This window comes from Zwartia panacis (assembly GCF_030410395.1).
In the GTDB taxonomy this organism is placed as follows: Bacteria; Pseudomonadota; Gammaproteobacteria; order Burkholderiales; family Burkholderiaceae_B; genus Zwartia; species Zwartia panacis.
In genome coordinates, this window is sequence record NZ_JAUHHF010000002.1 from 22,154 (window position 1) to 48,939 (window position 26,786).

Annotated in this window: 29 protein-coding genes; 25 read left to right on the forward strand and 4 right to left on the reverse strand. The window is 53.1% G+C overall.

Annotated features, from left to right (window positions below; translation table 11 throughout):
• The first annotated feature begins 91 nt into the window (after positions 1 to 91).
• The 7 genes from QWY30_RS02570 (at position 92) to QWY30_RS02600 (ending at position 6,408) form a co-directional block, all read left to right on the forward strand.
• Entirely contained in the window at positions 92 to 289 is a 198-nt protein-coding gene (locus tag QWY30_RS02570) for a DUF6511 domain-containing protein (RefSeq protein ID WP_290237987.1), read from the forward strand.
• An 8-nt stretch (positions 290 to 297) separates the two neighbouring features.
• Positions 298 to 2,616: a PriCT-2 domain-containing protein gene (locus QWY30_RS02575; protein ID WP_290237988.1), complete on the forward strand. Its 2,319-nt coding sequence runs from the start codon at positions 298 to 300 to the stop codon at positions 2,614 to 2,616.
• Between the two features lie 351 nt (positions 2,617 to 2,967).
• Positions 2,968 to 3,510 carry a hypothetical protein gene (locus QWY30_RS02580; RefSeq protein WP_290237989.1) on the forward strand — a complete coding sequence of 181 codons (543 nt, stop codon included), beginning with the start codon at positions 2,968 to 2,970 and terminating at the stop codon, positions 3,508 to 3,510.
• Complete coding sequence (locus QWY30_RS02585; RefSeq protein ID WP_290237990.1) at positions 3,503 to 4,066, forward strand: hypothetical protein; 564 nt, start codon at positions 3,503 to 3,505, stop codon at positions 4,064 to 4,066. The genes QWY30_RS02580 and QWY30_RS02585 overlap by 8 nt, the downstream gene beginning before the upstream one ends.
• 64 nt (positions 4,067 to 4,130) lie before the next feature.
• A complete protein-coding gene (locus QWY30_RS02590) occupies positions 4,131 to 4,409 on the forward strand; it encodes a type II toxin-antitoxin system TacA family antitoxin (RefSeq protein WP_290237991.1) in 279 nt (92 codons plus the stop codon).
• Complete coding sequence (locus QWY30_RS02595; RefSeq protein ID WP_290237992.1) at positions 4,406 to 4,915, forward strand: GNAT family N-acetyltransferase; 510 nt, start codon at positions 4,406 to 4,408, stop codon at positions 4,913 to 4,915. The genes QWY30_RS02590 and QWY30_RS02595 overlap by 4 nt, the downstream gene beginning before the upstream one ends.
• A 218-nt stretch (positions 4,916 to 5,133) precedes the next feature.
• Positions 5,134 to 6,408 carry a site-specific DNA-methyltransferase gene (locus QWY30_RS02600; RefSeq protein WP_290237993.1) on the forward strand — a complete coding sequence of 425 codons (1,275 nt, stop codon included), beginning with the start codon at positions 5,134 to 5,136 and terminating at the stop codon, positions 6,406 to 6,408.
• Here QWY30_RS02600 and QWY30_RS02605 read toward each other — a convergent pair.
• The gene (locus QWY30_RS02605) at positions 6,360 to 6,839 is read right to left on the reverse strand and encodes a DUF3489 domain-containing protein (RefSeq protein ID WP_290237994.1); all 480 of its coding nucleotides are present in this window, start codon (positions 6,837 to 6,839) and stop codon (positions 6,360 to 6,362) included. The genes QWY30_RS02600 and QWY30_RS02605 overlap by 49 nt on opposite strands.
• Positions 6,840 to 6,885: 46 nt before the next feature.
• Here QWY30_RS02605 and QWY30_RS02610 point away from each other — a divergent pair, with 46 nt between their 5' ends.
• Positions 6,886 to 7,344 (forward strand): HNH endonuclease, encoded by a 459-nt coding sequence (locus QWY30_RS02610; protein ID WP_290237995.1) that lies wholly within the window; start codon positions 6,886 to 6,888, stop codon positions 7,342 to 7,344.
• 103 nt (positions 7,345 to 7,447) lie between these two features.
• Positions 7,448 to 7,909, forward strand: coding sequence for a phage terminase small subunit P27 family (locus QWY30_RS02615; RefSeq protein ID WP_290237996.1), 462 nt, complete (start codon positions 7,448 to 7,450; stop codon positions 7,907 to 7,909).
• A 22-nt stretch (positions 7,910 to 7,931) separates the two neighbouring features.
• On the opposite strand, the gene QWY30_RS02620 is transcribed toward QWY30_RS02615, so the two are convergent.
• A complete protein-coding gene (locus tag QWY30_RS02620) occupies positions 7,932 to 8,249 on the reverse strand; it encodes a type II toxin-antitoxin system RelE/ParE family toxin (RefSeq protein ID WP_290237997.1) in 318 nt (105 codons plus the stop codon).
• Positions 8,246 to 8,527: a YlcI/YnfO family protein gene (locus QWY30_RS02625; protein ID WP_290237998.1), complete on the reverse strand. Its 282-nt coding sequence runs from the start codon at positions 8,525 to 8,527 to the stop codon at positions 8,246 to 8,248. The genes QWY30_RS02620 and QWY30_RS02625 overlap by 4 nt, the downstream gene beginning before the upstream one ends.
• 39 nt (positions 8,528 to 8,566) lie before the next feature.
• On the opposite strand from QWY30_RS02625, the gene QWY30_RS02630 reads away from it, so the two are divergent.
• The 3 genes from QWY30_RS02630 to QWY30_RS02640 all read left to right on the forward strand — a co-directional run bounded on the left by QWY30_RS02630 (position 8,567) and on the right by QWY30_RS02640 (position 12,462).
• Complete coding sequence (locus QWY30_RS02630; RefSeq protein ID WP_290237999.1) at positions 8,567 to 10,279, forward strand: terminase large subunit; 1,713 nt, start codon at positions 8,567 to 8,569, stop codon at positions 10,277 to 10,279.
• A gap of 109 nt (positions 10,280 to 10,388) precedes the next feature.
• Entirely contained in the window at positions 10,389 to 11,540 is a 1,152-nt protein-coding gene (locus tag QWY30_RS02635; protein WP_290238000.1) for a phage portal protein, read from the forward strand.
• Positions 11,527 to 12,462 carry a S49 family peptidase gene (locus tag QWY30_RS02640; protein WP_290238001.1) on the forward strand — a complete coding sequence of 312 codons (936 nt, stop codon included), beginning with the start codon at positions 11,527 to 11,529 and terminating at the stop codon, positions 12,460 to 12,462. Before QWY30_RS02635 ends, QWY30_RS02640 begins: the two co-directional genes overlap by 14 nt.
• An 87-nt stretch (positions 12,463 to 12,549) precedes the next feature.
• Here the strand turns inward: QWY30_RS02640 and QWY30_RS02645 are convergent, their stop codons facing one another.
• On the reverse strand, positions 12,550 to 13,551 hold the full coding sequence (locus QWY30_RS02645) for a DUF3800 domain-containing protein (protein ID WP_290238002.1): 1,002 nt from the start codon (positions 13,549 to 13,551) through the stop codon (positions 12,550 to 12,552).
• 383 nt (positions 13,552 to 13,934) lie between these two features.
• Between QWY30_RS02645 and QWY30_RS02650 the strand changes: the two genes are divergently transcribed.
• The 13 genes from QWY30_RS02650 (at position 13,935) to QWY30_RS02710 (ending at position 26,782) form a co-directional block, all read left to right on the forward strand.
• Positions 13,935 to 15,242 (forward strand): phage major capsid protein, encoded by a 1,308-nt coding sequence (locus tag QWY30_RS02650; protein ID WP_290238003.1) that lies wholly within the window; start codon positions 13,935 to 13,937, stop codon positions 15,240 to 15,242.
• A gap of 42 nt (positions 15,243 to 15,284) precedes the next feature.
• On the forward strand, positions 15,285 to 15,731 hold the full coding sequence (locus QWY30_RS02655) for a hypothetical protein (protein ID WP_290238005.1): 447 nt from the start codon (positions 15,285 to 15,287) through the stop codon (positions 15,729 to 15,731).
• A 10-nt stretch (positions 15,732 to 15,741) separates the two neighbouring features.
• Positions 15,742 to 16,365, forward strand: coding sequence for a head-tail connector protein (locus tag QWY30_RS02660; RefSeq protein WP_290238007.1), 624 nt, complete (start codon positions 15,742 to 15,744; stop codon positions 16,363 to 16,365).
• Entirely contained in the window at positions 16,362 to 16,712 is a 351-nt protein-coding gene (locus QWY30_RS02665; RefSeq protein WP_290238009.1) for a phage head closure protein, read from the forward strand. Before QWY30_RS02660 ends, QWY30_RS02665 begins: the two co-directional genes overlap by 4 nt.
• A 24-nt stretch (positions 16,713 to 16,736) precedes the next feature.
• Entirely contained in the window at positions 16,737 to 17,279 is a 543-nt protein-coding gene (locus QWY30_RS02670) for an HK97-gp10 family putative phage morphogenesis protein (RefSeq protein WP_290238011.1), read from the forward strand.
• On the forward strand, positions 17,276 to 17,686 hold the full coding sequence (gene gp17, locus QWY30_RS02675) for a tail completion protein gp17 (protein ID WP_290238013.1): 411 nt from the start codon (positions 17,276 to 17,278) through the stop codon (positions 17,684 to 17,686). The genes QWY30_RS02670 and gp17 overlap by 4 nt, the downstream gene beginning before the upstream one ends.
• Before the next feature lie 105 nt (positions 17,687 to 17,791).
• Entirely contained in the window at positions 17,792 to 18,253 is a 462-nt protein-coding gene (locus tag QWY30_RS02680) for a hypothetical protein (RefSeq protein ID WP_290238014.1), read from the forward strand.
• 98 nt (positions 18,254 to 18,351) lie between these two features.
• On the forward strand, positions 18,352 to 18,753 hold the full coding sequence (locus tag QWY30_RS02685; protein WP_290238015.1) for a hypothetical protein: 402 nt from the start codon (positions 18,352 to 18,354) through the stop codon (positions 18,751 to 18,753).
• A gap of 26 nt (positions 18,754 to 18,779) precedes the next feature.
• Positions 18,780 to 19,220, forward strand: a complete 441-nt coding sequence (locus tag QWY30_RS02690; protein ID WP_290238016.1) for a hypothetical protein — start codon at positions 18,780 to 18,782, stop codon at positions 19,218 to 19,220.
• Between the two features lie 2 nt (positions 19,221 to 19,222).
• Positions 19,223 to 23,521 carry a hypothetical protein gene (locus tag QWY30_RS02695; RefSeq protein WP_290238018.1) on the forward strand — a complete coding sequence of 1,433 codons (4,299 nt, stop codon included), beginning with the start codon at positions 19,223 to 19,225 and terminating at the stop codon, positions 23,519 to 23,521.
• Entirely contained in the window at positions 23,518 to 24,477 is a 960-nt protein-coding gene (locus QWY30_RS02700; RefSeq protein ID WP_290238020.1) for a carbohydrate-binding protein, read from the forward strand. Before QWY30_RS02695 ends, QWY30_RS02700 begins: the two co-directional genes overlap by 4 nt.
• Positions 24,477 to 25,112, forward strand: coding sequence for a hypothetical protein (locus QWY30_RS02705; protein WP_290238022.1), 636 nt, complete (start codon positions 24,477 to 24,479; stop codon positions 25,110 to 25,112). Before QWY30_RS02700 ends, QWY30_RS02705 begins: the two co-directional genes overlap by 1 nt.
• Positions 25,109 to 26,782, forward strand: coding sequence for an RCC1 domain-containing protein (locus QWY30_RS02710; protein WP_290238024.1), 1,674 nt, complete (start codon positions 25,109 to 25,111; stop codon positions 26,780 to 26,782). The genes QWY30_RS02705 and QWY30_RS02710 overlap by 4 nt, the downstream gene beginning before the upstream one ends.
• Positions 26,783 to 26,786: the final 4 nt, after the last annotated feature.

The following is a 26,786-nucleotide window of genomic DNA, read 5'->3' on the forward strand; positions in this document are numbered from 1 at the left end:
TGGGTTCTCGCCCCGTTTTATCCACGCAGAGGCACCGAGACTGCAGCTGTGCTCGATGCTCTGCCAAAACATTACAGCAAGGTTAAAGGCAATGATCGATCCAAAAAAACATGAAGTTCAGGCGCTGTCTGTGGCCTGCCAAAGCGGTGGCGAGTATGTCGAGTCGCTAGGCAAGACTGATCTTGCAACATTTACGGGAGAAGAGTGGGCAACGCTCATCGAGGTTGCCGTGACCGCGTTTCAGAACCACCTGCGCACCGCCTACGCCAATGAGCCACCACCATTTTGAGTAAGAACATGACAACGAATAATTTCATGGCTCAACTCGGGGCCACACTCGTCGATCGTGGCTACGCCATCTTACCGATCCAGCCCAGCACCAAGAAGCCCGGGATGTACCGCCTGGGGGCCTGGCAGGACTACCCGAAGTGGAGCCGTCACTGTGAGCGCGACACGACCGAGAACGAAGTCGATATTTGGGGCGATTGGCCCGAGGCAGGCATTGGCATTGCCGCAGGCCGTGTTATTGGCATTGATATCGATGTGCTGCAGTCTCAAGACCTCGCGGTGCAGATCGAGGGTTTGGCCAAGAGGCTCTTGGGTGACACGCCAGCGGTGCGCATCGGTCATGCCCCTAAGCGTTTGTTGGTCTATCGCGCAGCACAGCCTTTTAGTGGCTTTAAGTATCCGCCGATTGAAGTGCTGGGCTTAGGTCAGCAGTTCATTGCCTACGGCATTCATCCCAACACGGGTCAGCCCTATGTGTGGCCAGTACAGACCCTGGCTGACATTGCAATTGAAGAGTTACCCGTAATCACCGAGGCGCAGGCGCGGGAGTTTGCGCGTCAGGCCTACGAGATGGTGCCGCTCGCCTTACGCCCTAAGAGCTTAGGTGTTGGCTTAAAAGCTCCGGCAGAGTTTGCCAACCTTCCCGAGCAGCGCGGCACCTTTGAAGCAGTACAAGACGCGCTCTTGTTTGTTGCGAATCAAGATCTGGACTACGACAGCTGGGTGCGCATTGGTATGGCAATCAAAGGGGCGCTGGCCGAAGCGGGCTGGCCACTTTTTGAGGCGTGGTCAGCGAGTTCAGTTAAGAACGATGTCAAGACGACCGCAAAAAGCTGGTCAAGCTTTGCGCCTCAACGCATTGGTGCAGGCACCATTTATAAGTTGGCGCTTGACCAGGGCTGGGTGCCCGCGCAAGACTTGCAACTCAACGGTGAGGTCGTCATGAACGGTCACCACCCAGCCGAGGAGTTGCTACAGGCCCTGCAGACTCAAAGTCCGATTACGTTAGACGCTTCAAGCGCTGCGCCTGTATTGCCGCCTCCCAAACCACTGCCTTCGGGTTGGGATCAGGTGGGCGGTGTGATCGCTGACATGATGGCGCTCATGGCCACAACGGCCAAGCGTCCGCAACCGGTGCTGGCGTTGGGTGCAAGCCTGTGTGCGGTCGGTGCGCTCATGGGGCGCAAGTACCGAACCGAGAGCAATACGCGCTCAAACTTGTATGTGGTGGGGATCGCTGAGAGTGGTGCGGGCAAGAACCACAGCCGCATGGTGATCAACGAGTTGTTTCGCCGCGCGGGGCTCTTGCAATACTTGGGTGGCAACAAGATCGCCTCAGGCGCGGGTCTGATCGCAGCGATCCAGCGCCAGCCTGCGAGTTTGTTTCAGCTAGACGAGTTCGGCATGTTCCTGTCCGCGGCAGCCGATCGTAAAAGATCCCCGCGCTATATCTGCGAGATTCTTGATCTCATGACCGAGCTTTACACGACCTCTGGCACGACCTACTTTGGTGTGGAGTATGCGAGCACGCAGAACAATAATGCGCACCGTGCGATTCACCAGCCGTGTGCTTGTATTTACGGCACCACAACGCCTGTTCACTTTTGGCAGGCGTTACAGGCGTCTAACGTTGCCGACGGCTCGCTAGCGCGCTTTCTGATTCTGCAAAGCGAGCGCGACTTTCCCGACAGCAACGAGGTCTTTGGTGTGATCGACCCGTCGCAGGCTTTGATTGACCGCTTGGCGCTCATCCATCAGGGTGGGGGTCAGCTCGGCGGCAACCTCGCCGACGTAGGCGCGATTGACGAAGTGCTGGTTGAGCCACGCGTGGTGCCTGCGAGTGCTGCTGCGCGCGCGGCGTTCAAGGAGCTTGACCAGTCGATGCTTGAACGTCTGCGTGCCTCGCAGGGGACGGGGTACTCGTCGATCCTTGCGCGCATTGAGGAAAACGCAAGCAAGCTCGCGCTCATTCGCGCGGTTTCAAGAGATCCGGTCACGCCGCAGATCGAGGATCACGATGCGCACTGGGGGATCATGCTCTCGCGCCATTGCGCAGAGCTCACTATCCGCGAAGTTCGCGCACGCGTCTCAGAAAACCAAGTCGAGTCTAATCACAAACGTGCGCTTCAGATTGTGCGCGATGCGGGTGGTCGGGGCTTGTCTCGAAGTGAGTTCACGCGTCGTACCCAGTTCATGGATCATCGCCAGCGCGATGGTGTGCTGCATACCTTGGCCGAAGCACGACTGATCGAGGTGAGCACTATCCCAACCGGGGGCCGGCCCAGCCAGTGGATCAAATTGCCAGAAATCGAGGAGCCCTACGTTTGAAAACCTTATTTCAACTATTGCCTTATTTCAAGGGGGGTGCCTCTATATACATATATATGGGGGGCCCTAGAGAGAGTGTGTGTCTCGCGCGCGCGTGCGCGCGCAGACGGTGACAACTCTGAGAGAGAGAAATAGGTATATATATTGAAATATGAAGTATTTAAATAACTACCCTGCCACACCCACTAGGCTTGAAAGATGAAGTATTGAAGAAAGGGTCGGTCTCGTACCGGCCAGCCCACGCACCCGAAAGTTACTCGGGCATGAAGGAGCCACACTTGCCCTGACACGGCGCGTGGCGCTGCTCCTCCAGGCCGCACAAGAACCCTTGTACGCTCCTTGGAGGTTGCTTTGAAGATCACTGAACTTGCCTCACCACGCCTTGCCTCACCCCGCACCACGATTCTCGCCCTCGACTTGGGCACGACCACCGGTTGGGCACTGCGCGCACCCGCCACGCCAATCACCCACGGCGTGATTAGTTTTAAAACGCAACGCTTCGAGGGCGGCGGGATGCGCTACCTACGCTTTGGTCGTTGGCTTGCCGAGATGAAGGCGGTTGTGGTTGCACCAGAGGGCATTGGCGCTGTTTATTTCGAAGAGGTGCGCCGACACCTTGGTGTGGATGCTGCCCACGTCTACGGCGGTCTGATGGCCACGCTTACCGCTTGGTGCGAACAGCATCAGATCCCTTATCTGGGTTTACCTGTAGGTACGATCAAGCGCCACGCCACGGGCCGCGGCAACGCAGGCAAGGCTGAGGTGATCTCTGCCATGAGGGCTCAGGGCTATGCGGTCAGGGATGACAACGAGGCTGATGCGCTGGCGTTGTTGCACTGGGCTTTGGCACAAGAGGCTGCCACGGTCTTGGGTGAGGAGGTGCGCCGTGGCTAAAAGGAAAATTGCACAAGCACCAGCGCAAGCATCAACACGTGTGCCAGAACCAACGGTAGCCCTTGAGCCAGGCGCGCTGGTCGACTTGCCTGGTGGTCGGGTGGGTGAATGGGTGAGCATTGAGGAGGAAGGTACGACCTTTCGCACGGAGCATTTTCGAACGGTGGACTCACTCGGTCTGTTGCTGCGTCACGGCGCGATCACGACACCGATGCACGATGCGGGTCAGGACTTTGCGAGAAACTTTGTGTTTGCGCAACTCAACCCCGTCGGTGCGCCAGCCTTGGATCGTATCCCCGGCGGACGCTGGCAAGATAGCATGACCGAGCGTTGTGCTTGGGCTCGAAAAAGACTCGGGCAGGCGCTCGACGCAGTGGGTGGCCTCACAAGTCCAGGCGGGTGTGCGGTCTGGCACGTAGCCGGCTTAGGGCAAAGTGTGAAGGAGTGGTCAACGCTTGAAGGCTGGAATGGCAGAACACTGAATCAGTATGAGGCCAAGGGTATTTTGGTTGGCGCGCTTGGGGTGTTGGCGGTCCATTATGGGTATAGTCATTAAAAACCGCTTGTCAGGACGTTGTCCGGACGTTATGATGGGGTAACTTTTTAAAAACGAGACTGCCATGACCGCTGTCATTCATCCTAAATCTGAGCGCATTGATGTGCGCGCCAGTACGCCTGTGAAGCAATTGCTTCAGGAAGCTGCGCGCGTGGCGCACAAAAATGTGAGCGAGTTTTTGCTGGATGCAGGCATTCTCGCTGCCAACCAGACCCTGGCAGATCGTACCCGCTTTGAACTGAGTGCTGAGAAGTGGCTGGCGTTTCAGACTGCTCTGGACCAGCCCGTGAGCGCTAAGCCTAAGCTCAAGAAGCTTCTCTCTGAGCCTGGGTTGCTTGGTTGAGCTCGCAGGCTTATGAACCAGTTCGTAAACTGGCCAATGCAGATGTCGTCGATTCCTTCGATTGTGGCCAGCCTGCGCTGAATCAGTTTTTGCAGCGTTACGCGCTGGTCAATCAAAAATCGAATAGCGCCCAGACCTACGTGAGTTGTCATTCAGGGTGTGTTGTAGGCTTCTACAGTTTGGCTGTTGGTAGCGTTGATCCGACAACGGCCGCGCCACGAGTGATCAAAGGAATTCCCCAACATCCAGTTCCTGTAATGCTTCTGGCCCGCCTTGCGGTGGATGTGCAGCATCAACGAGTAGGGCTTGGCAAAGCGCTGCTCAAGAATGCCTTGTTACGCACAGCACAGGCAGCAGATATCGCTGGAATTCGCGCGCTGCTGGTGCACGCTAAGGACGAGTCAGCAAGGCAGTGGTACCTTAACTGGGAGTTTGAACCCAGCGCCTCGGATCCATTTCATCTGTTCCTTTTGACCAAGGACCTCAAGGCAATGATCAGCAAATGATGATGTAGAAAGTTACCTTATTTGCCTGTTTTAAAAATCGTACGAAAAGCTATTGACACGGTATATATCGAAGCACTATCATTTTGTTAATCACTCAAATCACGCCCACACAGCCTATGCCTTGTGGGCGTTTTGTTTGGGGCAAGCCCCCACATCTTTAGTGAGCAGGTCCGTCAAGTAGACAGCGACTCTCGCACACACCAACACCGAGAATTTTTATGACACCCGAGATCCGAATGGTCGCGGTGGCTTCGCTCATCCCGTATGCGCGCAATGCCCGCACGCACAGCGAAGACCAGGTAGCGCAGATCGCCGCCTCAATCGCTGAGTTTGGTTTCACCAATCCTATCCTCACCGACGGTGAGCGAGGTGTCATTGCTGGGCATGGACGTCTAGCTGCGGCACGCAAGCTTGAACTGACCGAGGTGCCAGTCATTGAGCTGACTCATCTCTCGGCGATCCAGAAGAAGGCTTATATCCTGGCTGATAACCGTATCGCTGCCAACGCAGGATGGGATGACGAGTTGCTGGGCGTTGAACTGACTGAGTTGAAAGAAGCTGGGTTTGATCTAGAGCTGATGGGCTTTGGCGATGAGGAGCTTGAGCGCTTGCTTAACGGCGAGGGTGACAAGACAGGGCTTACCGAAGATGATGCCGTGCCAGACTTACCCGTCGATCCCGTTTCTAAAACTGGCGACATGTGGCTCTTGGGGCAGCATCGTTTGTTGTGCGGTGACTCTACTGTGCTCACAGATGTTGAGCGCGTAATGAATGGTCAGCTCGCCGACATGGCGTTTACCGATCCACCTTACAACGTGGATTATGGCAACAACGCCAAGGACAAAATGCGCGGCAAAGACCGTCGCATCATGAACGATGCCTTGGGTGATGGCTTCTATCAGTTTTTGTACGACGCGTGCGTAAACTTGCTCCTCGTCACCAAGGGTGCCTGCTACGTATGCATGAGCTCCTCAGAGTTGCATACGTTGCAAAGGGCTTGGCTGGAAGCGGGTGGCAAGTGGTCGACCTTTGTCATCTGGGCCAAGAACACTTTTACGCTTGGGCGCGCAGATTATCAGCGCCAGTACGAGCCTATCCTCTACGGATGGAAAGAAGGTACTAAACATTTCTGGTGTGGTGATCGTGATCAATCAGATATCTGGAATTACAACAAGCCGCGCGTCAACGACCTGCATCCAACGATGAAGCCAGTTGAGTTGGTTGAGCGCGCGATCAAGAACTCTTCTAAGACTCGCGACATCGTGCTCGATTTGTTTGGCGGCTCGGGTACGACCCTCATTGCCTGCGAGAAAACCAATCGCCAGGCGCGCTTAGTTGAGTTAGATCCCAAGTATGTTGACGTCATCGTCAAGCGTTGGGAAGACTACACAGGACTCAAGGCCAGCCGAGAGTCGGATGGCCAAGCCTTCGCAGAGCTAACGCCTCAGGCTCTAAGTGAGGCGCAAACAGTTGTGATGGGTGAGACTCTGTAGACGCGCTCACCGCCCGTCTCTTTGACTGAGTCGATGAGCAGGCCAAGCTTTTTCTTTAAGGCCCCAGCTAAGCAGCCGCGCACCGTGTGTGCCTGCCAACCCGTGGCTTGAACCATCTGCGCAAGGGTCGCACCTTCGGGGCGGCTCATGAGCTCGATCAAGAGGGCTTGCTTACTCACCTCACGCTTGAGTACAACCGGCGGTTGAACACCGATCGCTTGCAGTCCTTCAGTGGTGATTGCAAATTGTGTGTTGCCAGAGGCAGTTTTGCTGTGGGGTTGGATCAAGCCCTGGTTGCCAAGGCTTGTGAGTACTTTGATCAGTGCTCCGCCTTTCAAGTTTGCTGGGAAGTCTGTCAGTAAGCGCTGCGGGTTACAGGCCGCGGCTTCAAGGAGTTGGCTTTGGCTCGGTGTCAGTGTTGTTAGTTTCATGGGGTGCTCCGGCAGGTTGATTGATAAGCGTCTTTGAGACGTCTGTATGAACGCTCTGAAGACGCAACAAGCCAAGCACTATCTGCAAGAACTTTGCTTGAATTTGATAAAAAGTTGGAATAAAGCGCTTATGCCACGAAGTGCCCCCACACCGTGCCGTCACCCCGGCTGCCCAGAGCTATTAGCAACGCCTGGCTCCTGCGACAGACACCTTGCGCTGGTGCACCGTGACTATGGCCGAGCTCGACGAGGCTTTGACTCCGAACGTAACTTTTATCAGTCGGTGCGCTGGCGCTCGGTACGCGCAGCCTTTCTGCGTGAGCACCCGACCTGCAAGGCTTGCAGTGTGCTTGGTTGCATCGCTCCTGCTGTGGTGGCTGATCACGTTCAGCCCCTCAAGGAAGGCGGCGATCGTTTTGGTTGGCAAAACCTACAACCGCTTTGCGTGTCATGCCACAACCGCAAGACCGCACGCGAGACTGCAGCCAAGCGCTACACCCCCTAGGGGGTCTAAATCTCTACGGTCTGAAAGTAGTGAGGCGTGGCCTTAATCAAATTTTTGCGCGTGCAAATTGAAACAAGGGGGGATCCCCCCAATTGGAATATTTATGGCTGGTCGCAAACCACTACCCACGACGGTTAAGAAAATCAGAGGGACGTTACAGAAGTGCCGCACCAATCTGAACGAACCAAAGCCTCAGGGTGAACTGGTTGACCCGCCAGACTACATGGCCGAGGGCGCGAAGTCAGCCTGGCGCTATGCACTTCAGTGTGCACCGCCTAATTTATTGAAACGCTTGGATATGTCTGTGCTCGAAGTCTGGGCCTGTGCCGCGGATCTGTATCGCAAAGCTCAAACGGGCATTAATAAGACCGGTCTGCTTGTAAAAGCCCCAAACACCGGTGTGCCAATGCAGTCACCGTACCTTGCGATTGCCAATAAGCAAGCTCAAATTATGACCAAGGCAGCAACAGAGATGGGGTTTACTCCTGCGTCGCGCTCACGGGTATCGCTACCCATGGAAGCTGCTGATCAAGGCATGGATCCTTGGGCCGACATTGCGGGCTAAAGCCAGCAGCTGAACAAGCGCATCAGTAGTAATCGTCTTCACGTTGATGACGAACCGCAGCGATCACGACTTCCTGCTCACCGAGTATCTCAAACAGGGCTACGTACCCGGTTGCACCAAAAGAGATGACCAGCTCGCGCAGAAACGGGCTGTCACCCGCCTTTCGACAAGTGAAGGGCATAGCGCGCAGCGTATCAAATACGGCACGGATTGCTGCTAGAGCTCGCTCGGCGATCTCGAGGTCCCCTGTGTGGCTTGCCAATTCACGCTCGATGATGAAATCAAAGAGCCGCTGCAGATCGGCCTGCGCCTGCCGCGTCAGTCGAACCCGATACGTCACTTGCGGCGCTTGGCGAGGGTTGCCTTGGCAGCGTCAAGCTTGCGTTGCAAATCGTCGATGACGACGACTGAATCGACGTAGTCCTCGGTTTGCCGCGCGGCATTGAGCGAGGCCAGTCCGCGCGCAACGAACTCGTTCTGATCGCATCGGCGTTGTATGGCTGAGCGAACCGATTGTTCGACGAATTCAGACAAGGTCTCGCCCTCACGTAGCGAAGACTCGACTTGCTCGCGAAAAGCGGGAAGAACCCGGATGGCTGGAATGGTGGCTGTTTTCATGGAAATTATTGTAGTGCAAATGAATTACAAAGTCACCTAATGGCAAACGAAACCTATTCGACTAAGGCACGTCGATACGCCGAGGCCGTGATCGCCGGCGATATTCTCACGTGCAGCTGGGTACAAAGGGCGTGCAAGCGCCAGTTAAACGATCTGGCGAAGTTCAAGGGTAAGGCTAGTCCCTACCGCTTTAATCCAAAACTCACAGATAAAGATGGCCGCAGCTTTGCTCCTGCGGATAATCTCTGTGGCTTTATTGAGCGACTGCCCCACGTTAAAGGGCCTCTCGCAGGAGAGATGATCAAGTTAGAACCTTGGCAGGTATTTATCCTGACCACGGTGTTCGGCTGGGTTAAACCGGATGGCAAACGCAGGTTTCGCAGATCCTACATTGAAGTGCCGCGCGGTAACGCCAAGTCAACCTTGTCATCGGCCTTGGCGCTGTATATGCTTGCTGCTGATCGCGAGGGTGGCGCTGAGGTCTATTCCTTAGCCACCACACGCGACCAGGCGCGTATTGTCTTTGGTGATGCGCAGACCATGGCGCGCAGAAGTCCGGGGTTTCGCAATCGCTTTAACGTAAATGTCGGCGCACACAACATGAACGTGCTGGCCTCGGGTTCTAAGTTTGAGGCACTCTCGGCCGAGGGCTCAACCCTTGATGGTCTGAACATTCACTTCGGTTGCGTCGACGAGTTGCATGCGCACAAAACGCGCACGGTCTACGACGTAGTAGAGACCGGTACCGGCAAGCGTGACAATTCGCTCTTGTGGGTGATCACAACCGCTGGCTCGAATCGATCTGGTATTTGTTATGAAGTGCGCAGCTTTGTGACCAAGCTGCTCGATGGCGTGTTTGAGGACGACAGTCAGTTCGGAATCATCTACGGGCTTGACGATGGTGATGACTGGACAAGCGCAGAGTCGCTCATCAAAGCCAACCCGAACTGGGGCATCTCGGTGCGCTCAGAGATTCTGGGACCCTTGCAAGCTAAGGCCATGCAGTTGCCCAGTGCGGTCAACAACTTTAAGACCAAGCATCTAAACGAGTGGGTCAACGCCGATACCGCCTGGATGGATATGCGGTCGTGGGACGCGTGCGCCAACCCTGACTTAGACATTGAATCCTTTGTGGGTCAACCCTGCTGGATTGGTCTGGACCTGGCCAGCAAAACGGACATTGCAGCGCTTGTGATGGTGTTTCAGCATCCCGAAATTGCCGACGCCTATGCCGTGTTTGGCAAGTATTACTTGCCCGAAGATACGGTGAACGCCGCCGGCAACAGTCAGTACTCGGGCTGGATGCATACCGGGCGCTTAACGGTAACGCCTGGCAACGTGATTGATTTCAGTTGGATCGAAGCCGATCTCTCTGATCTTGTCTCAAGGTTTGCGGTGCAGGCCGTGGCCTTTGATCCCTTTCAGGCCACGCAGTTATCCACCAGGATGCTTGCCGAGGGGCTGCCAATGATTGAACTGCGTCCGACAGTATTAAATTTTTCTGAACCCATGAAAACGCTGGAAGCCCTCGTGCTCCAGAAGAAACTCATCCACGATGGTGACCCGGTGCTTGGCTGGATGGCCAGCAACGTTGTGGCCCACCTGGATGCCAAAGACAATATTTATCCACGAAAGGAGCGAGCTGAAAACAAAATCGACGGCATCGTGGCACTGATCATGGCGATTTCGCGTGCGATCAAACCGGGAGACTCGGTGATGCTGGGTGCGGACTACGAATTGTTGATGCTCTGATTTGATGGGGATACTCAGTTTTTTTGATCGCTTCCGAGCCTCGAGCGGTGACAGGTCGCCCTGGGGGGACTTCTTTTTTGAACCCCTGTCAGCTCGTGGCAGCAGCGGCATGCGTGTCTCACCCGACAGCGCGCTTCGCTTAGCGGCAGTGTATGCCTGCGTGCGCGTGCTGTCGGAGACCATGGCCTCTTTGCCGCTGGTCGTCTACCGCGCACGCCCCGATGGTGGCAAGGATCGCGTAACCGACCACTGGCTCTACCGCCTGCTGGCCAAGCGCCCGAACAGGTTTCAAAACCCGTTCGAGTGGCGCGAAATGCTCCAAGGACACTTGGCGCTGCGAGGCAACGCCTACAACCAGATCATCACCAACCCGCGCGGTGAGGTGACTGAGTTGATGCCGTTGCACCCAGACCGGGTCCGGCTCGAGTTGCTGCCTAGCGGCGAGTTTCGTTATCGGTTCACCGACCGGTTTGGTTGCGAAAATATCCTTTCACGTGGTCAGGTCTGGCACCTGCGAGGGCTCTCCTCTGACGGGCTAATGGGGCTAAGCCCGATCGATTTGGCACGAGAGAGCCTGGGTATGGCGCTCGCCGCCCAAGACTACGGCGCTCGTTTCTTTGCCAATGATGCCAAACCCACCGGTGGTTGGATTGAGTTCCCTGGATCCTTTAAGGATAACGAAGCGAAGAAAGTATTTCGTGATTCGTACCAGCAGGCCCAGTCAGGTGCGAACCGAGGCAAAGTACTCGTGCTGGAAAACGGTATGAAGTTTCACGAGGTGGGCGTCACCAACAAAGATGCTCAGTTTCTTGAACTTCGAAAATTTCAGATTACAGATATTGCCAGGCTCTTTCGGGTGCCGCCGCACATGATTGCGGATCTGGATCGAGCGACATTTTCTAACATCGAGCAGCAAAGTCTTGAATTTGTCATGCACACCATGACGCCATGGGCTGAACGCTGGGAGGCCTCGATCGAATCTGAATTGCTGCTTGAGGGCGACGAGTTGGAGGTCGAGTTTGATTTTACAAATTTGATGCGAGGCGATGCAGCCAGCCGCGCCGCGTACTACCAAAGCGGCATCCAAAACGGCTGGCTCACACGCAATGAGGCGCGTATCGCTGAAAACTTAAATCCGCTTGAGGGCTTGGATGAACCGCTCAGACCCTTAAATATGGTTGAAGAAGGTGACGCGGTCACGCAAACAACTGCCCCAGGCGCCGATCAATCAAACAATATGGAAACCAATGATGAAGACTGAGTTACTGATCGCCGAGTTTCTGTCTACCCCTTGGGCGCTGATGCCTGAGCGCTTGAACGCAGTATCTGCTGTGATGGCACGTTGGTCGAGCCATGCGCCTGCTACGACGGAGGTACTTGCCGGTATAGATGTCGATAAAGTCACCCGCGAGGCTCGCCGTCAGAATGCAACTTCAGTCTCAGGTGGCGGGATTGCGGTCTTACCTCTGTACGGTGTAATCACTCAACGTGGCAACATGATCGAAGATGTGTCTGGTCCGGGGAGCGTTAGCACGCAGAAGTTTGCAGCGGCCTTACGTCAAGCATTGGCCGATGAGTCGGTGAGTCAGATCCTCATCGACATAGACAGTCCAGGTGGCAGCGTCTACGGCGTTGCAGAACTAGCAGATGAGATCGTGGCCGCGCGTGCACAGAAACCAATTATTGCTATTGCCAATAGTCTCGCCGCCTCAGCCGCCTACTGGATCGGATGCTCGGCATCTGAGTTTTACGTGACACCGGGTGGTGAGGTGGGATCGATTGGGGTCTGGCAAGCGCACTTTGATTATTCGCAGGCGCTCGCCGCTGAAGGTGTAACTCCAACACTCATTTCGGCTGGTACTTACAAAGTAGAAGGCAATCCCTATGCACCGCTTGATCCTGAGGCACAAGCCTTCATGCAATCGCGGGTCGATGATTATTTTCTTGCTTTCTCAAAAGCTGTTGCAAAAGGACGTGGCGTGCCAATCGCTCAGGTGCGCAACGGCATGGGACAAGGTCGAGTGTTAGGTGCAGACGCGGCACTCGAACAGAACATGGTCGATGGGATCGTGACCTTGGACGAGACGATCCGAAAAATGCTGCTTAAGGCAAGAGCAAAGGCAAAGACAAAAGGCTCAAGGATTGGCCTGGCAGCCCAACGTCTTGCGCTTGCCGAACTGTGAACAATAAACTTAGCAGATACAACGTACGTTGATGTTACTCACACAGATATCTTGTAATTCGTGGACACGACTGCTGAGAGTTGCTTTTCATTTTGTAAGCATTGGTCTCCCAGAAGATGACATTAGACGAAAAATGTTTTTAATCCGCTCAGATGCGACGGCAGATTGGTCTAGGCTGATCATGCCGATTGGGATTTCATGTTTTAGCTGTTGCACCATGTTAGAACCTAGCAATAAAGCAATTTTTTGCTCTTCTTGGCATTCGCCGCGCAGTAAACGTCGAATGCCCCCTGCGAGAAGATCTGCTACTTGAACTCCAGGAGTAGTGTTCGAATCTACAAGTTTGAAGTCTTCTTGAATCATCTTGCCAATATTTGAGCCTTCTCCGCTTTTCATTCCGTACGTATCTTTCAAGTACGTTGGCTCCTCTCCAGGTTCATAATCAAATCGAGAAAAGTGACGATAGTTAGAACCCACCAACATGATCATTGGATCCGTCAATGACATCGTCTGAAGTACTGCTGGCAGGATTTTGCGAAATGCCTCTTCGTACGCAGTGGGAACTTTTGCTTTTCGATCTAACCGCCATCTAAAGTGGCCTAGTGCTGGAGGATGTCGTTGTACAAAATATAATGGCGCCCTTTTCAAGATATTGTGAAATAGTTCTAATTGACAAATCAACTGAGTGTAAAGCTGAGGTGGCAGATCACGAATTTCATGCGACAAGGCATCAAGACTTTGTCGTCCTGATTCATGAATCATCTTATCCCTGTGTTCAACGATCTTATCAGCCTGCCTATTCCTATGATGGATAAGTGCCTCTGGGCGGTGCAGTCCTACGTCGACCGCTACTGCGAATGCTAAGCCGTCCAGTTTTCGAATCTCTGTTAGAAACCAAATATATTGATCATCAGAAAGATTCTTTCGTTTAGTCTCCGCGCCGCTATTTCCGATAGATCTCGTTTGACGAATCAGTGCCTCAACTTCTTTCCTTCTATGTTCAGGTGTTACGTAAGCAGCAACAACACACCACGAGTCAAGTTTAGTTGAATGGGTAAAGGTTCCAGACTCATCAACAAATATATACATATCAAATCTTCTCCATTACCTCGCAGTAAGAATTATGTTGGTTTTAGGGGAGTTGAGATCAAATTTCAGTTATTAAAATTCATGTGATGTGCGCGACTAATGCATCTTGAGCTTTTAAGTAATGGGTAAGTAAGTTATCAATAGCAGCTTGAAATCACTCGTTGTAAAGTCGATTGGAGCGTATAAACCGTCTAAATTATCACAGCTCGCCCCGTCTTTGATTGCAAGCGATTCTCGAAATTTTCCCCTCGTTTAGATATTCAAGGACACCTCAACCACCCGTTGTGGAGGAATCCTCCACAACACTGACACTGCCACTAATTTTCTATCTGTATTACCCATTCACCCGCCTAGTGCGGGTTTTTCTTTTTGGAGATTCAAAAATGAGTAAACAACTTCGCGAGCATCAGGCCCGCAAAACTGCGCTCGTCAAAGAGGCTCGCGCGTTGACTGACCTGGTCGCATCCCAAGATCGCGACATGACCGATGAGGAGGTCACAGTCTTCGAAGCCTTGCGTGCTCGAATTGACGCTGCATCCACAGCTATCGACCGCGAAGCTGCATTAATCGCGGACGAGTCACGTATTGGTCTGGCAACAATCGCCGGGCCAAGCGTCTCGGATAACCGTGAGCTGGATCCTCTGCACGGCTTTCGCACTGCGGGGGAATTCATGCAAGCGGTCTACCAGGCTGAAAAACCTGGCAAATCACTCGACGAACGCTTGCTGATTGGTGGCGGTTCACGTGGCGCAGCCTTACCCGGTTCATTTAGCAATGAGTCCTCAGGTCAGGATGGTGGCTTTCTTGTGCCTCCCCAATTCTCACAAGAGATCTTTAAATTGTCTTTGGGCGAGGACTCCCTGCTGCCTCTGACCGACAATGTCGAGATCACCGGCAATAGCATGGCTTTCCCTAAGGACGAAACAACGCCCTGGGGTACCAACGGTATCCGTGCCTACTGGCAGGGTGAAGCCGGTGCAGCGGTGGCCACAAAACCAGTGCTCGGACTCTCGACTCTGCGACTGAAGAAACTAATGGCCTTAGTGCCAACGACCGATGAGCTGCTCGATGATGCCAACGCACTGACCAGCTACCTTCCTGAGAAAGTTGCGCTCTCAATTCGCTGGAAAACCAACGAGTCCATCCTCTTTGGTGCAGGTAATGGCGTACCTGTTGGAGCCTTAAGTGCAGGTGCCACAATCACTGTTGCTAAAGAGTCCGGTCAAGCCACACAAACCCTTGTACCGCAGAATCTGGCCAAGATGATTTCGCGCCTGCCTGCGGGTTCCTTCGCAAACTCGGTCTGGATTGTGAATAACGATGTGTTGCCTGCGCTCTTTACTCTGACCCTCGGCAATTATCCAATTTACATCCCAACGGGGTTGACCGTGGGTGGCATGCAAGTCTCGCCCTACGGCACGCTCTTAGGGCGTCCGGTCTTTGTCTCGCAGCATGCCAATACCTTCTCGGCGCAGGGTGACATCTTGCTGGTCGATCTCAAGTACTACCAGACCATCACTAAGGCGGGTGGTATGCAGACCGCGACCTCGATGCATTTGTATTTTGATGCCGATCTCACCGCGTTTCGCACAACCTTCCGTATGGATGGCCAGTCAAAGATCACGACTCCGATCGCGCCTGCCAAGGGAAGTACCACCATGTCGCCCTTTATTCAACTCGGTGCACGCTAAGCGTTCTGCAGTCTCTTCACCTCACAACCTAGGAGTTACATCATGTATCCCAATGCAAAAGGTAGCGAGTTACTCGCGATTCTTGCAACCCTTGACCCAGCCTCGCAGGCGGCTGGCACCGCCACAACTGAATGGGTGTCCATGACCGAGTTTCACGATCTCTTAGCGATCGTGCAAACCGGTAGCCTTGGCACCAATTCAACGGTTGAAGCAAAGTTGCAGCAAGCTAAAGACGCCACTGGCACAGGTGCCAAGGACGTCGTGGGTAAGGCGCTCACGCAAATTGTTAAAGCAACCGGTGAAAACAAGCAGGCGCTGATTAACTTTTGTCCTGATAACTTTGATCTGGCTAACGACTACGCCTTTGTTCGACTTTCCGTGACAGTTGGAGTAGCAGCCTCACAGATCAGTGCTCAGATTCTGGGTGTTAATCCGCTTTACAGCCCAGCTGACGCTGCCAACCAGGCTGAAGTTATTCAGGTTCTTTGAGCACTAAGTGATGGCTTTGCAATTACTCACTCCACCCTCAGAGGAGCCAGTATCTCTTGCTGAGGCAAAGCTTCACTTGCGGGTGGATTTTGACGAAGATGATGCGTTGATCCTAGCGCTTATCTCTGCAGCTCGTCAGGCAGCCGAGACCCTCACTGGGCGGCAGTTCATCACGGCGCGCTGGAGGCTGGTGCTTGACCGGTTTCCCGTGCCACACGGTATGGCGTGCTCGCCTGAGGATAGCTTTTCTCTGCCAGACCACGCGTTTCTATTGTTTAAGTGTCCCGTGCAAGCGGTCGTTTCCATTCAGTATCTGGATATGGGTGGTCTGCAGCAAACACTCGAATCCAATCTCTACACTTTGGATGCCGCTTGCGAACCAGCTCGCATCACTCCGATATTTGGTGCGACCTGGCCCGTGAGTTTGCCGCAAATTGGCGCGGTGAGGGTCACGTTCGATGCAGGCTACGGTTCGGCCTCGGACGTACCTGAAGGGCTTAAGAGCTGGATCAAACTAAGGGTGGGAAGTTTATATGCCCATCGTGAAGAGATGTCTGTGCTCAGTCGTGGGCGAATTGACCCGTTGCCATTTATAGACGGTTTGCTTGATTCCTTCAAGGTCCCCTTCGTATGAGCGTGTTGAGCGCAGGTCAGTTGAATTGTCGTGTCGTAGTCAAGCGCCCGAACACTGAGCTCGACGCATACGGTAGTGTCGTGCCAGGGTGGGTTGAGGTAATGACCGTCTGGGCAGGCATTCAGCCCCTAACTGGGCGCGAGTTGGTAAGCGCACGACAACTAGCAAGCGAAGTCTCGCATCAACTCACGGTGCGTTATCAGCCCTTACTTGCCGATATCAAGCAGGTCGTGGGCTATCGCGCCTGCTACAAGGGCCGTGTCTTTAACCTTCACGCGGTACTGAATGAAGACGAAAGCAACGTGCTACTCACGCTCCTAGCCTCAGAAGGACTAGACCGTGAGTAACCCAATGCTACAGGAGATGTTGAGATGGCTACCGAAACAACTCTAGAAGTTCTCGGGCTCAAAGAGCTTGATGAATTACTCAAAACCTTGCCTGCCAAAATTGAGGGTAATGTTATCCGCGGAGCGATGCGGGCGGGTCAAAACGTGATTGGCGCTGCAGCCAAGAAAACACTCGCCGCCAACGGAAACATTCATACGGGCGCGCTACAAAAGAGCATCCGTGTTCGTTTTGTTAGAAAGAGTGAAAAAAAGTATGGTTGGGTGCGTGCCAACCTGATCGCAGGCAATAAAGAGGCCTGGTACGCTCACTTAATTGAATTCGGAACTGGTAGCTTTTATGCTGGCCATGGCACAACGTCCAAGAAGCAACCCTACGAAATCAGACCCAAATACAGAAAGAGTCTATTTTTTTCGGGACTCATGCGAGAGGTCATCGTACACCCCGGGATCAAGCCACAGTCATTTATGCGTAGTGCTTTCGATGCAAATAATGAACGTGCAGTGCTTGCCTTTGCAGACTACATTCGTACACGATTACCTCGCGAGATCAAAAAGGTAAACCAATGAGCGCAGAGCTAATTGTGGCAGCCATGCTTGATACATCTGAGATTGTTGCCTTAGTTGGGTCACGCAGAGCTTTGGCGCAGCTACCCCAAAACACCGCGATGCCTGCGCTTGTCTACACCCTGATTGATAGTAAACCAGCACCCAATGTGGCCTATCACCTGGGCCCACAACGCGCACAAGCGCGAGTACAAATCAATCCGCTTGCCACAACGATTGGGAGTGTAAAAGCCATCCATGAGGCGGTGCGCGTAGCACTTGATTTTAAGCACCAGGTGAGCTTTAACGGGCAATTGGTGATTTCCTGTCGGCTCGAAATGATGGGGCCAGTCGAAAAAGATCTTGAGGCAGGTGTCTGGACTCAACCCTACGATTATTTGTTGCATTACATAGAAGCTCCTACTGACTAACACTACTAGTCAATATTTCAAAATTCCCCTTGTCCGCAGTCAGCATCTGGTGCGGAATTTTTTATTTCTAGCCCGCAAGTAAGGTTTTTTTATGAGGTCGTTACCATGACAGTTCGTACCAGTGCAGGGACCATTTTTAAAGTATCGGCGGCTATTCCAGCCTCTTTTGATGCAACAGGCTATGCAGCGCTTACCTATACCCCAGTGGGAGAAATCACAGATCTCGGTGAGTTTGGGCGCGAGTATTCGCTTGTTACACATCAGCCGGTTGGCTCGCGTGGCACACAAAAGTTTAAAGGCTCCTTTAATGAGGGATCAATCACACTATCGATTGGTCTGGATACGGATGACGCAGGCCAAATCCTAATGAAGGCGGCAAGTCTCTCGGATAACAACTACACGTTCCGTGTGGAAACGCAGAACGGTGATAAATATTTCTTTCAAGCCAAAGTCATGTCTTGGAAAGTCAACATTGGTTCGGTGGACAGCATCACGACAGCCTCATGCTCACTTGAAGTCACCACGAGCGCTAATGGTACGGGCATCGTTGAAGAACTCTCGGCCTGATGACTGTGCCCAAGGGTCAAGTTAGCGTTAGTTTGCAATTACCTCGCCAACCGAAGAACGCAGGCTTGAATCTCTCTCTAACCGATCAAGGAAAACTAATGACCAAAACCGAAGATTTCTCAGACTTCTTTCTTGCCGAAACCTCCGTCGTCGCACTAGACCTGCCCGATGGCGAGCCGATGCTCTACCAGGGTGAGCCTGTGCGCGTACATGTCTATGGCCCGGCTACCGTTCGCTTCACTAAAGCAAACGAGGCTATGCAAAAAGAGGCCGCCAAGCGAGTAATGGCTGCCATTGGCAATAAAAACAAAAAGGAAGCTGAGGATAAAGATGCCGACGCCAAGTTCTTAGTAGCCATAACAGAACGGATTGAAAACTTCCCATATCCCGGTGGGGTTGAGGCGGTCTATCGCGAGCCAAAGCTCAAGTACATCGCTGATCAGGTACGTACCTTCGTGGGTGATACGGGAAACTTCTTTGGACCTGGCGAGAAAGCCTGATTCTCTATGCCCGGCAATTGGGCTGGATGCACTCCACACCGCAAGAGAAAAATACTCAACAAAAAAATGTCCCACTACAAGACGAGGAACAGCCAAATCGTGCAGAGCGGATCATTGCTGTGGGTGGTGAACCTGTTTTGCCTGAGGTTGGCGAGTCTGTGTATCTACTGCGCTACTGGCAAGACCTGGGCCTAGTCGGGATGGGGGCCATGGGGCCTGTCAGATTAAGTGCACTCGAGGTTATTGCTTGGCAACAAGGCAGTGGCATTGCGCTAGCACCGTGGGAGTTTAGTGTCTTGCGTGAAATGTCTGCTCATTACATCAGTAGCCTTCGGGCTGGCGCCAAAGCCGAGTGCCCACCGCCTTTCGGAGATCCGGTCAGTCAGTTTGATCGAGACTTAGTTCAAAGGAAAGTTGTGAGCCAGTTCAAAGCATTCATCTTGTCTTCATCAGGTCCTAAAGGTTAATCATGCAAGTCGCAAATCTTGTCATTCAGATGGCAGCCGATGTCGCGCGGCTCAAGACTGACATGGACTCGGCACGCAGAACCGTTGATCGCGTAATGACCGACATTCGAAAGAGTGCCGACATGGCCACCAAGGCACTAGGTGCGATTGGTGTTGGTTTCTCAGTAATGGCCTTTGCGAATTGGATAAAGGGAGCCATTGATGCTGCAGACAAGATCAATGATTTGAGTCACGCCTCAGGGATTGCCGGTACAACCCTTTATGGTTTGCAGTATGCGGCCAAACTTTCAGGGACTACGCTTGAGGATACTGCGAGCGCAATCAACAAGTTATCTGTCTCAATCAGTGGTAACGCAGCCAAATATCAGGCGCTTGGCATTAGCGCCAAAGATCCGGTCGAAGCCTTTAAAGAACTGGCAACAATCTTTGCAAAAACAGAGGATCCACAGCAACGCGCGGCTCTTGCAGCCGAGGCCTTAGGAAAATCCTGGCAAGGAGTTGCTCCCTTGCTCGCCGAAGGTGCAGATGGTATCCAACGCCTCATTGAGGAAGGGATCGCCTTGTCAGGCGTCACCCCAGAGGTTATCGACAACGCAGCAAAGTTTAACGATCAGTTAGATATTTTGGCCATGCGCTCTCAGGGCGCGGCACTCACCCTTGCAGGCCCGTTCTTATCTTCTGTGGTTGATGCGATGGAGGAAATGTCCGCAGCCACAAAGATTGCCGGCGGTTTCTGGAATGCCTTAGTGACCTTTGGCACCATGAATCCCTTTGGCACGCTTGAGGAAGGTGTCAAAAGCTATACCGAAGAAGTCGCCTACCTGGAGCAAAAGATTCAAAAATATAACCAGTCAAACTCAGATACGAGAGCTCTGGAAGAGGCGTTAGCCACGGTTAAGAAAAAGCTCGAGTTCTCGCAATTCAGACTGAATCAGGAAATCTCCGCGCAAGCCAAAGCGAGCAAAGAAGCCACAGCGGCAACAGATAGCCACATCCTTGCTTATAACAAGATGAAAATGTCGGCTGATGAGCTCATCGCCAACATGGAGCATGAGTCGCTCCTGATGGGGATGACCAACGGGGAGCGCGAGAAATCGATTGCACTGCGAAAGCTAGAGGAAATTGGTATCCGAGCAGGTTCCTCTGCTTTAGATGAGTATTTACCAAAGATCGAAGCCATCGTGGCTCAAAACGAGGCGACGCGGGCGCGTATTAAAACCGAGCAAGATGCGCAGGCAGCAGCCAAACTCGCACAAAGCGAAGCCAAGCGTCTGGCCGAGGAAAGACTGCGCAGTATCAAAGCCATCGAGGATGAGATCGTACAGCTCAAGTTCGATACCGAGGCACTCACCATGGGCAACGTGCAGAAAGAACAGACTATCTTTCTGCAAAAGCTTCAAAATGCCGGCATCAAAGAGGGCTCAGAGGAATGGAAAAAATACGCTGATTCCTACAGCGCCGCTTTGCTCGATCAACAAGCCGTGCAGTCAATTATTGATAGCAATAAAAAGATCGAAGAAGATCGGAAAAAAGCTGCAGAGAAAGCGACAGCTGATCGCCTTAAGACCGAGCAGGAGTTTGCCGACGAGATCAAGAGTATTAACAACCAGATTGGGCAAAGCCTGACTGATGCACTTATGCAGGGGGGCTTAAACGCCAAAGAGTTTCTGGTCAATATGTTTAAGACTATGGTCTTGCGCCCTGTGCTGCAGCCCATTATCAAGGGATTTGTTGGCGCCTTCACTTCGAGCGCTTTAACCGCTGCCGCTGCAAGCGCAGATGGTACATCTGAGGTAGCCGTTTCAGGTGGATCCGTTTCAAACTCACTTGGGCTCACGAGTGCTGCGAGCACCCTCAAAACTGCTTATGAAATGGTTACCGGCGGCTTTACAAGCTTGGGGGCCACGGTCACGAGCTTTGTGTCTGAAGTCGGTGCTACCGCTTTTATGACGGCTGAAGCCGGGGGTGCCATGCAAAGCGCTGGGCTTTCAATGATGGAGGCGGCTGGCACGATCGGGAGCGTCGCTTCCTACGTGGGTGGTATTGGTGCAGGGCTTGGCCTTGGAAACCTAATCTCGGGCGGTAAAGCTGTTGGCGGAAGTTCGTGGCTGACGGTTGGTGGTGGTACTGCGATTGGTGCCATGGTGGGTGGGCCGCTGGGCGCAGCCATAGGTGGTGTCGTGGGTGGCCTGGTCAACGCGGCCTTCGGGACTGGCAAGAAGGAAGTCGAGGACACGGGTATTAGCGTGCGCTTTAACGCCATGAAAACCACCGTCGATGCCTACGAAGAGTGGAGCAAATCCGGCGGGTGGTTTAGCGGTGGCGATAGTGGTACCGAGATCACTCAGGTCGATGCCAAAATCCAGAAGTACTTTGATAACGCGGTGGGACTCACTGCCCTAAAAGTCAAACAATACGCAGATATTCTGAAGTTACCCGCACTAAACATTGCCGACTTTAGCTTTGAGGTCAAACAAAGTCTCAAGGGCTTGTCTGCCGAGGACGCTCAAAAGAAGATCAATGAAATTATTGCAGCCTACGGGAATGCGTTAGCGTCGTTTGCCACAAGCGAGATCGGTGCGGTGCAACGCGAGGGTGAGCAGGCGGGCGCAACACTTACCAGACTTGCAACGAGCCTAAATACCGTAAACAGTGTGTTTGATACGCTGAATATTAGTCTCATGGAGACGAGCGTCTACGGCGCCGATGCGGCAAGCAAGCTCGTTGAGCTATTTGGTGGTGTTGAGCAGTTCGTCAAAACAACAGACTACTACTATCAGAATTTCTACAGCACCCAAGAGCGTGTGGCAAAAACCACCGAGCAACTCACAAAGGTCTTTGCACAACTCGGGTTTGCTCTGCCTCAAACCAAGCAAGCTTTTCGTGCCTTAGTCGAGTCTGCCCGTGCCGCTGGTAACAATCAGCTATTAGCAAACCTTCTACAACTTGCCCCCTCGTTTAACGAACTGGTCACGGCAAGCGATCAGCTTGCACAACAAACGATCCAGGCCGCTCAGGCCAGCAGTAAACAAACAATCGCTAGTCGCGTACAAACTGCGGCAAGTCAGGATCAGGCCACAGCCATTGAAACCGTCACGCAGGCGATAAATAACTCAGTCATTTCCCTTGAACAACTCTCAAGCATGACGGATCAGGCTTTCGCAGGGGTGCAGAGTGCCATCAGTAATGAATTAGAGTCAACGCTCAAAAGACTCTCCGATAGATTCGATGCATTAAACAAGAATCTTGAGCAGCAAAAGAAGGCTGCTGAGGCGATCAAACAAGTAGCCTCAGAAAGCATCTCCGCTATTCAGGGGGTTTTTGATCTGCTGGGTGGCAAGATCAAAGATATTTTGCAGATCGCAGGCTTAGGTCAAACCCCTGCGCAAGGGGCAGCTTTTATCACCCAAGCGCTCGAGGCTGCCAAGAGCACGGGCTACTTGCCTGATCAGAATGCATTATCGGACGCTATTGACGCTGCGATGTCAGGGCTATCTGCCGATAACTATGAGTCAGCCTTTGAAATGCGTAAGGCTAATTTGAAGGTCGCAACTGATCTTCAGGCCTTGCAAGTCATTGGCGCAGAGCAGATGTCCTTTGCGCAACAACAACTCGTCATTGCAGAAAACCAACTTGCCACACTTGAGGCTCAAACCGCTCAGGCGCAAGCCCAGTATGACGCGGAGGTTGAGCGCACCCGATCCTATTACGACTCGCAGCTTCAGTACGCACAGCTGCAAATCAATGAGCTCAGAGGTGTAAACGCCTCAGTCATTTCTGTGGCACAAGCCATGGCGGTGCTCGGCGTATCTATTGCCGCAGAACGGGCTGCGGCAAGTGCTGCAGCAAATAGCGCGAGCGCTGAGTCACCCAATAACCGCGAGTCATCAATTACACAGATGTATCGAGATCTGTTGGGGCGCGAACCCGACTCAGGTGGCCTCGCAAACTGGGTAGGCAGCAGCTTAAGTCTTTCCGAGGTGCAGCAAGGCATTCTTGGTAGTCAAGAGTACCAAGCCCGCGGCTATGCAACCGGTGGCTTCTACCCAGGCGGTTTGGCCATGGTGGGTGAGCACGGTCCCGAACTAATCAACTTTAAGAACCCAGGCATGGTCTACACCGCTGAGCAAACTAGTGGACTGCTCACGGGGGGCAGCAAAATAGCTGAAGAACTGCGTAGTTTGCGTGAAGACAATCGGGCACAAGCCCGCTCAGTGGTGCAGCTTCAAGCTCGGATGACCCGGTTACTTGAGCGCTGGGATGGAGATGGGATGCCTGAGCAAAGGGTGGTGAGCGCATGAGTTCTGATCCTAACGCACTTGTCGTGGTCAACCCGATCAAGATAACCGATGCCATGGTGCATGTCGCAAGTAACGGTTCATCCACTACAGCTCCGATAACTAACGTCCCCGAGTCTGTGTACCCAGCGTGGGGTGCCTCCACCACTTACGCGCTAGGTGCGCGCGTCATGCTCACCAGCACGCATAAAGTGTACGAAAGCCTGAAAGCCGTCAATCTGAATAAGAACCCCTTGTCCGAACCTCTCTGGTGGATCGAAGTCTCACCCACCAACAGATGGGCGCTCTTTGACACCTCGGTCAGTACCTCTACTGCACAGCCAAATAACATCACCTATGTGTTGGAGCCTGGGCAGGTGATCAACACAATAGCTGCGCTAAATCTTTACAACGCGACCGAAATTAGAGTCACGATGTATAGCGCAATCTCCGGCGCACTTGAGGTGGTGTATTTCAAAAGCATTGATCTCTCGGCCCTTCCGACGGGCTCTGACTGGTGGTCCTGGTTCTATAGCGCTCGCACCGTTCCGACCCAAGATATTCAAACTGACTTACCTTCTTACGGCGATTGCGTGATCAAGTTTGAATTGCTCGGCGGCTCAGAGCTTTCTGTGGGCGTACTGCTCATCGGCCAAGAGCGCTCCTTTGGGCTGGGTGTTCAGCTTGGCGCGCGCGTTGGGATCCAGGACTATTCGCGAAAAGAAACGAATGACTTTGGCGACACGATTCTCGTGCGTCGAGCCTTTGCTAAGCGCGCCAATTTCAATCTGTTGATTGAAAAAAGTGAGGTCGATGCGTTTCAGTTATTCCTCACCGAAATACGGGCTACACCATGCTTGTGGATTGGGAGCACTGAATACGAGTCCACCACGATCTTTGGATTTTATAAAAACTTTGAGGCGCTGATTAGTTACCCCGACTACGCAGACTTTGAATTAGAAATTGAGGGTTTGACCTGATGTCTATCACCGCACTTCCATCCGCGCCGCTTCCGACAGACGGAGCCTCGGAATTTAACCGTAAGGCTTTCGCACTGATCGGTGCGCTAGATGCCTTTGTTTCTGAAACAAATGATGTTGCCGAGCTTGTTGATGCACAAGCAGCGGCAGCGGCTTCAAATCAAGCAACTGCTGCCACGAGTGCAACAAATGCAAACACCAGTGCAAGCTCAGCTGCGGCAAGTGCGACGCTTGCAACAACTAAAGCAACAAGTGCTACCGCCAGTGCTGCGAGTGCCTTGACCAGTGCGGCACAAGCATCACAAAGCGCAATCAACGCTCACACGAGTGAAACTGCAGCCGCACAAAGTGCACTTGAGGCAGCTTCAGCGGTGAGCGCCACGCACATGCCATCTTCGCTTATTGGGCAGGCACTCAAAGTGCTCAAGGTCAACGCAACGGAGACGGGCTACGCGCTCTTTGAGTCTGCCGCCTTACCGAGACTTTATGGATTTGCCCTTTCAGCAGATGGTTCTGAGCTCATGTTCACGGATGCCAAAACGGGAAGCTTTGCCGCCTCTAATTTTGTGAGCTGGCTTATTGCTGAAAACCTGACCTTCTCGATTAACAACAATGAACTGGTGATTGCCCTATGAATATAGAAATTAACAATTTGGGCTATCGCTGGAAAGGGGTGTACTCCCCGTACCTGAGCTACCTGAACAATGACGTGGTCTACAAAGATGGTGGTGCCTATGTGATGCGTAATGGCGTAGCAACCCCCTTTGCTTTAGGTCAACAGGATGCAGTGCTTGCAGGTCATGTTTTGACGGGCGGGGTTTCAGTTGGTGGGCTCGCCAATATGGTGCTGCACTCAAACGGCGCAAGTGGGATGGAGTTCCGATTCATGGGTGGTAGAAACGGCACTATTGCCACAGCACTCATGTCAACTGAGCGCGCCAGTTGCTCAGGCTATGGGGTCACGAACTACTACATGGGATCCATCATAAGCGATGGCTCGGTTCGGATGCTGGGCTTGCGCCAGTACGGTCAAACCGGTACGGGCGTCTACGGAGGCGATCCTGCCTGGAACTACACCTTTCCCTCAACCGTGGCTTTCCCTCCAGGCACCCCTCGCATTACGCAGGTGATTTCTGCCTTTAACGATACTTATTACCTCGATGCGAGTGGTGCAGTATGGCACTCCGGCTCCAATCAGGGCGACACGATGTCTGGTCGCAATACGACGAGCTACGTCCCGGTGCCACAGAAAATTAATGGGTTTGGTGATCTTGGTTCGAACACAATTGTTAAAAAGATTTATATCGGTCGCTGCTACCACGGCTACCCGTCAGTCTGGTTGCTAGACAATCAGGGGCGCGTCTACTCCTGGGGCTATAACCAATACGGCCAACTGGGCAATGGCAACAGCACGAACCAAAACGTGCCAAAGCTAGTCCCCATGTCTGTCACAACCCCAATCAAAGACATCTATGTCACAGGAGGCATTTACGCGGCCTCCTTTTTGATTGGTACCAACGGTATTTTGTATGCGGCAGGCGAGACGAACTCCTCGCTTCTGACCTCAAACGCATCTACCCATCAGCCCGTCATGCCTTGGGGTTGGAATAAAACCGTTAAAAAGATCTTCTCCTGCGAGACGCCAGGCACATGGGAAGGTGCTGGCACCTACCGTCGGTACGGTGCAGTGCTTGACAATGGCGAGCTCTGGATGTGGGGTGATCAGGGCGGTTATGTCGGAGACGGCTTTGGCATTGGCTACGGTCCTGCATCGTTTCAGGGAAATACGATATTTCCAATCAAGTGCCTGGATGGCGTCAAAGACGCGCAGGCCGTTGCTGCGGGTTATCACATGAGTCTTGCACTCATGAATGACGGAACAGTGAAGTGGACTGGATACAACGGTCAATACATTGGTGGCAGTTCCGGCATCTCTAGAACAACCTGGGAAACACTGGGTGCAAGTTACCTCACCAATGTCACAAAACTTCGTCTCTATGGCTATTCCACTTATCAGACCGCTGTGGCTTTGCGAAGCGATGGAAAAGTTGTGGTCTGGGGCTTTGGTGGCTCTGGACAGGTTGGCAATGGCAATAACCTCACGCCGAACGCGCCGAACTCCTTTTTGCTACTGGACAAAACGGTCGTTGACTTTAGCGTCTCAGGATATTTCGGTGCAGGCTCGGGTGCCCTTTATTGCCTGACCTCTGACGGTCAGGTCATGGTCAACGGGTACGGCGCGCACTCCATGGACGGCGATGACGATCAGGAAAGTCGTTTTGCCCCCTCACCCGTCATTTTTTAAAGGA

Excerpts from the sequence above, each read along its gene's own strand:
- QWY30_RS02570 (WP_290237987.1), top strand. The coding sequence starts at position 92 with ATGATCGATCCAAAAAAACATGAAGTTCAGGCGCTGTCTGTGGCCTGC.
- QWY30_RS02575 (WP_290237988.1), top strand. The coding sequence starts at position 298 with ATGACAACGAATAATTTCATGGCTCAACTCGGGGCCACACTCGTCGAT.
- QWY30_RS02590 (WP_290237991.1), top strand. The coding sequence starts at position 4,131 with ATGACCGCTGTCATTCATCCTAAATCTGAGCGCATTGATGTGCGCGCC.
- QWY30_RS02600 (WP_290237993.1), top strand. The coding sequence starts at position 5,134 with ATGACACCCGAGATCCGAATGGTCGCGGTGGCTTCGCTCATCCCGTAT.
- QWY30_RS02605 (WP_290237994.1), bottom strand. The coding sequence starts at position 6,839 with ATGAAACTAACAACACTGACACCGAGCCAAAGCCAACTCCTTGAAGCC.
- QWY30_RS02610 (WP_290237995.1), top strand. The coding sequence starts at position 6,886 with ATGAACGCTCTGAAGACGCAACAAGCCAAGCACTATCTGCAAGAACTT.
- QWY30_RS02615 (WP_290237996.1), top strand. The coding sequence starts at position 7,448 with ATGGCTGGTCGCAAACCACTACCCACGACGGTTAAGAAAATCAGAGGG.
- QWY30_RS02625 (WP_290237998.1), bottom strand. The coding sequence starts at position 8,527 with ATGAAAACAGCCACCATTCCAGCCATCCGGGTTCTTCCCGCTTTTCGC.
- QWY30_RS02630 (WP_290237999.1), top strand. The coding sequence starts at position 8,567 with ATGGCAAACGAAACCTATTCGACTAAGGCACGTCGATACGCCGAGGCC.
- QWY30_RS02635 (WP_290238000.1), top strand. The coding sequence starts at position 10,389 with ATGCGTGTCTCACCCGACAGCGCGCTTCGCTTAGCGGCAGTGTATGCC.
- QWY30_RS02640 (WP_290238001.1), top strand. The coding sequence starts at position 11,527 with ATGATGAAGACTGAGTTACTGATCGCCGAGTTTCTGTCTACCCCTTGG.
- QWY30_RS02645 (WP_290238002.1), bottom strand. The coding sequence starts at position 13,551 with ATGTATATATTTGTTGATGAGTCTGGAACCTTTACCCATTCAACTAAA.
- QWY30_RS02650 (WP_290238003.1), top strand. The coding sequence starts at position 13,935 with ATGAGTAAACAACTTCGCGAGCATCAGGCCCGCAAAACTGCGCTCGTC.
- QWY30_RS02655 (WP_290238005.1), top strand. The coding sequence starts at position 15,285 with ATGTATCCCAATGCAAAAGGTAGCGAGTTACTCGCGATTCTTGCAACC.
- QWY30_RS02660 (WP_290238007.1), top strand. The coding sequence starts at position 15,742 with ATGGCTTTGCAATTACTCACTCCACCCTCAGAGGAGCCAGTATCTCTT.
- QWY30_RS02665 (WP_290238009.1), top strand. The coding sequence starts at position 16,362 with ATGAGCGTGTTGAGCGCAGGTCAGTTGAATTGTCGTGTCGTAGTCAAG.
- QWY30_RS02670 (WP_290238011.1), top strand. The coding sequence starts at position 16,737 with ATGGCTACCGAAACAACTCTAGAAGTTCTCGGGCTCAAAGAGCTTGAT.
- gp17 (WP_290238013.1), top strand. The coding sequence starts at position 17,276 with ATGAGCGCAGAGCTAATTGTGGCAGCCATGCTTGATACATCTGAGATT.
- QWY30_RS02680 (WP_290238014.1), top strand. The coding sequence starts at position 17,792 with ATGACAGTTCGTACCAGTGCAGGGACCATTTTTAAAGTATCGGCGGCT.
- QWY30_RS02685 (WP_290238015.1), top strand. The coding sequence starts at position 18,352 with ATGACCAAAACCGAAGATTTCTCAGACTTCTTTCTTGCCGAAACCTCC.
- QWY30_RS02690 (WP_290238016.1), top strand. The coding sequence starts at position 18,780 with ATGCACTCCACACCGCAAGAGAAAAATACTCAACAAAAAAATGTCCCA.
- QWY30_RS02695 (WP_290238018.1), top strand. The coding sequence starts at position 19,223 with ATGCAAGTCGCAAATCTTGTCATTCAGATGGCAGCCGATGTCGCGCGG.
- QWY30_RS02700 (WP_290238020.1), top strand. The coding sequence starts at position 23,518 with ATGAGTTCTGATCCTAACGCACTTGTCGTGGTCAACCCGATCAAGATA.
- QWY30_RS02705 (WP_290238022.1), top strand. The coding sequence starts at position 24,477 with ATGTCTATCACCGCACTTCCATCCGCGCCGCTTCCGACAGACGGAGCC.
- QWY30_RS02710 (WP_290238024.1), top strand. The coding sequence starts at position 25,109 with ATGAATATAGAAATTAACAATTTGGGCTATCGCTGGAAAGGGGTGTAC.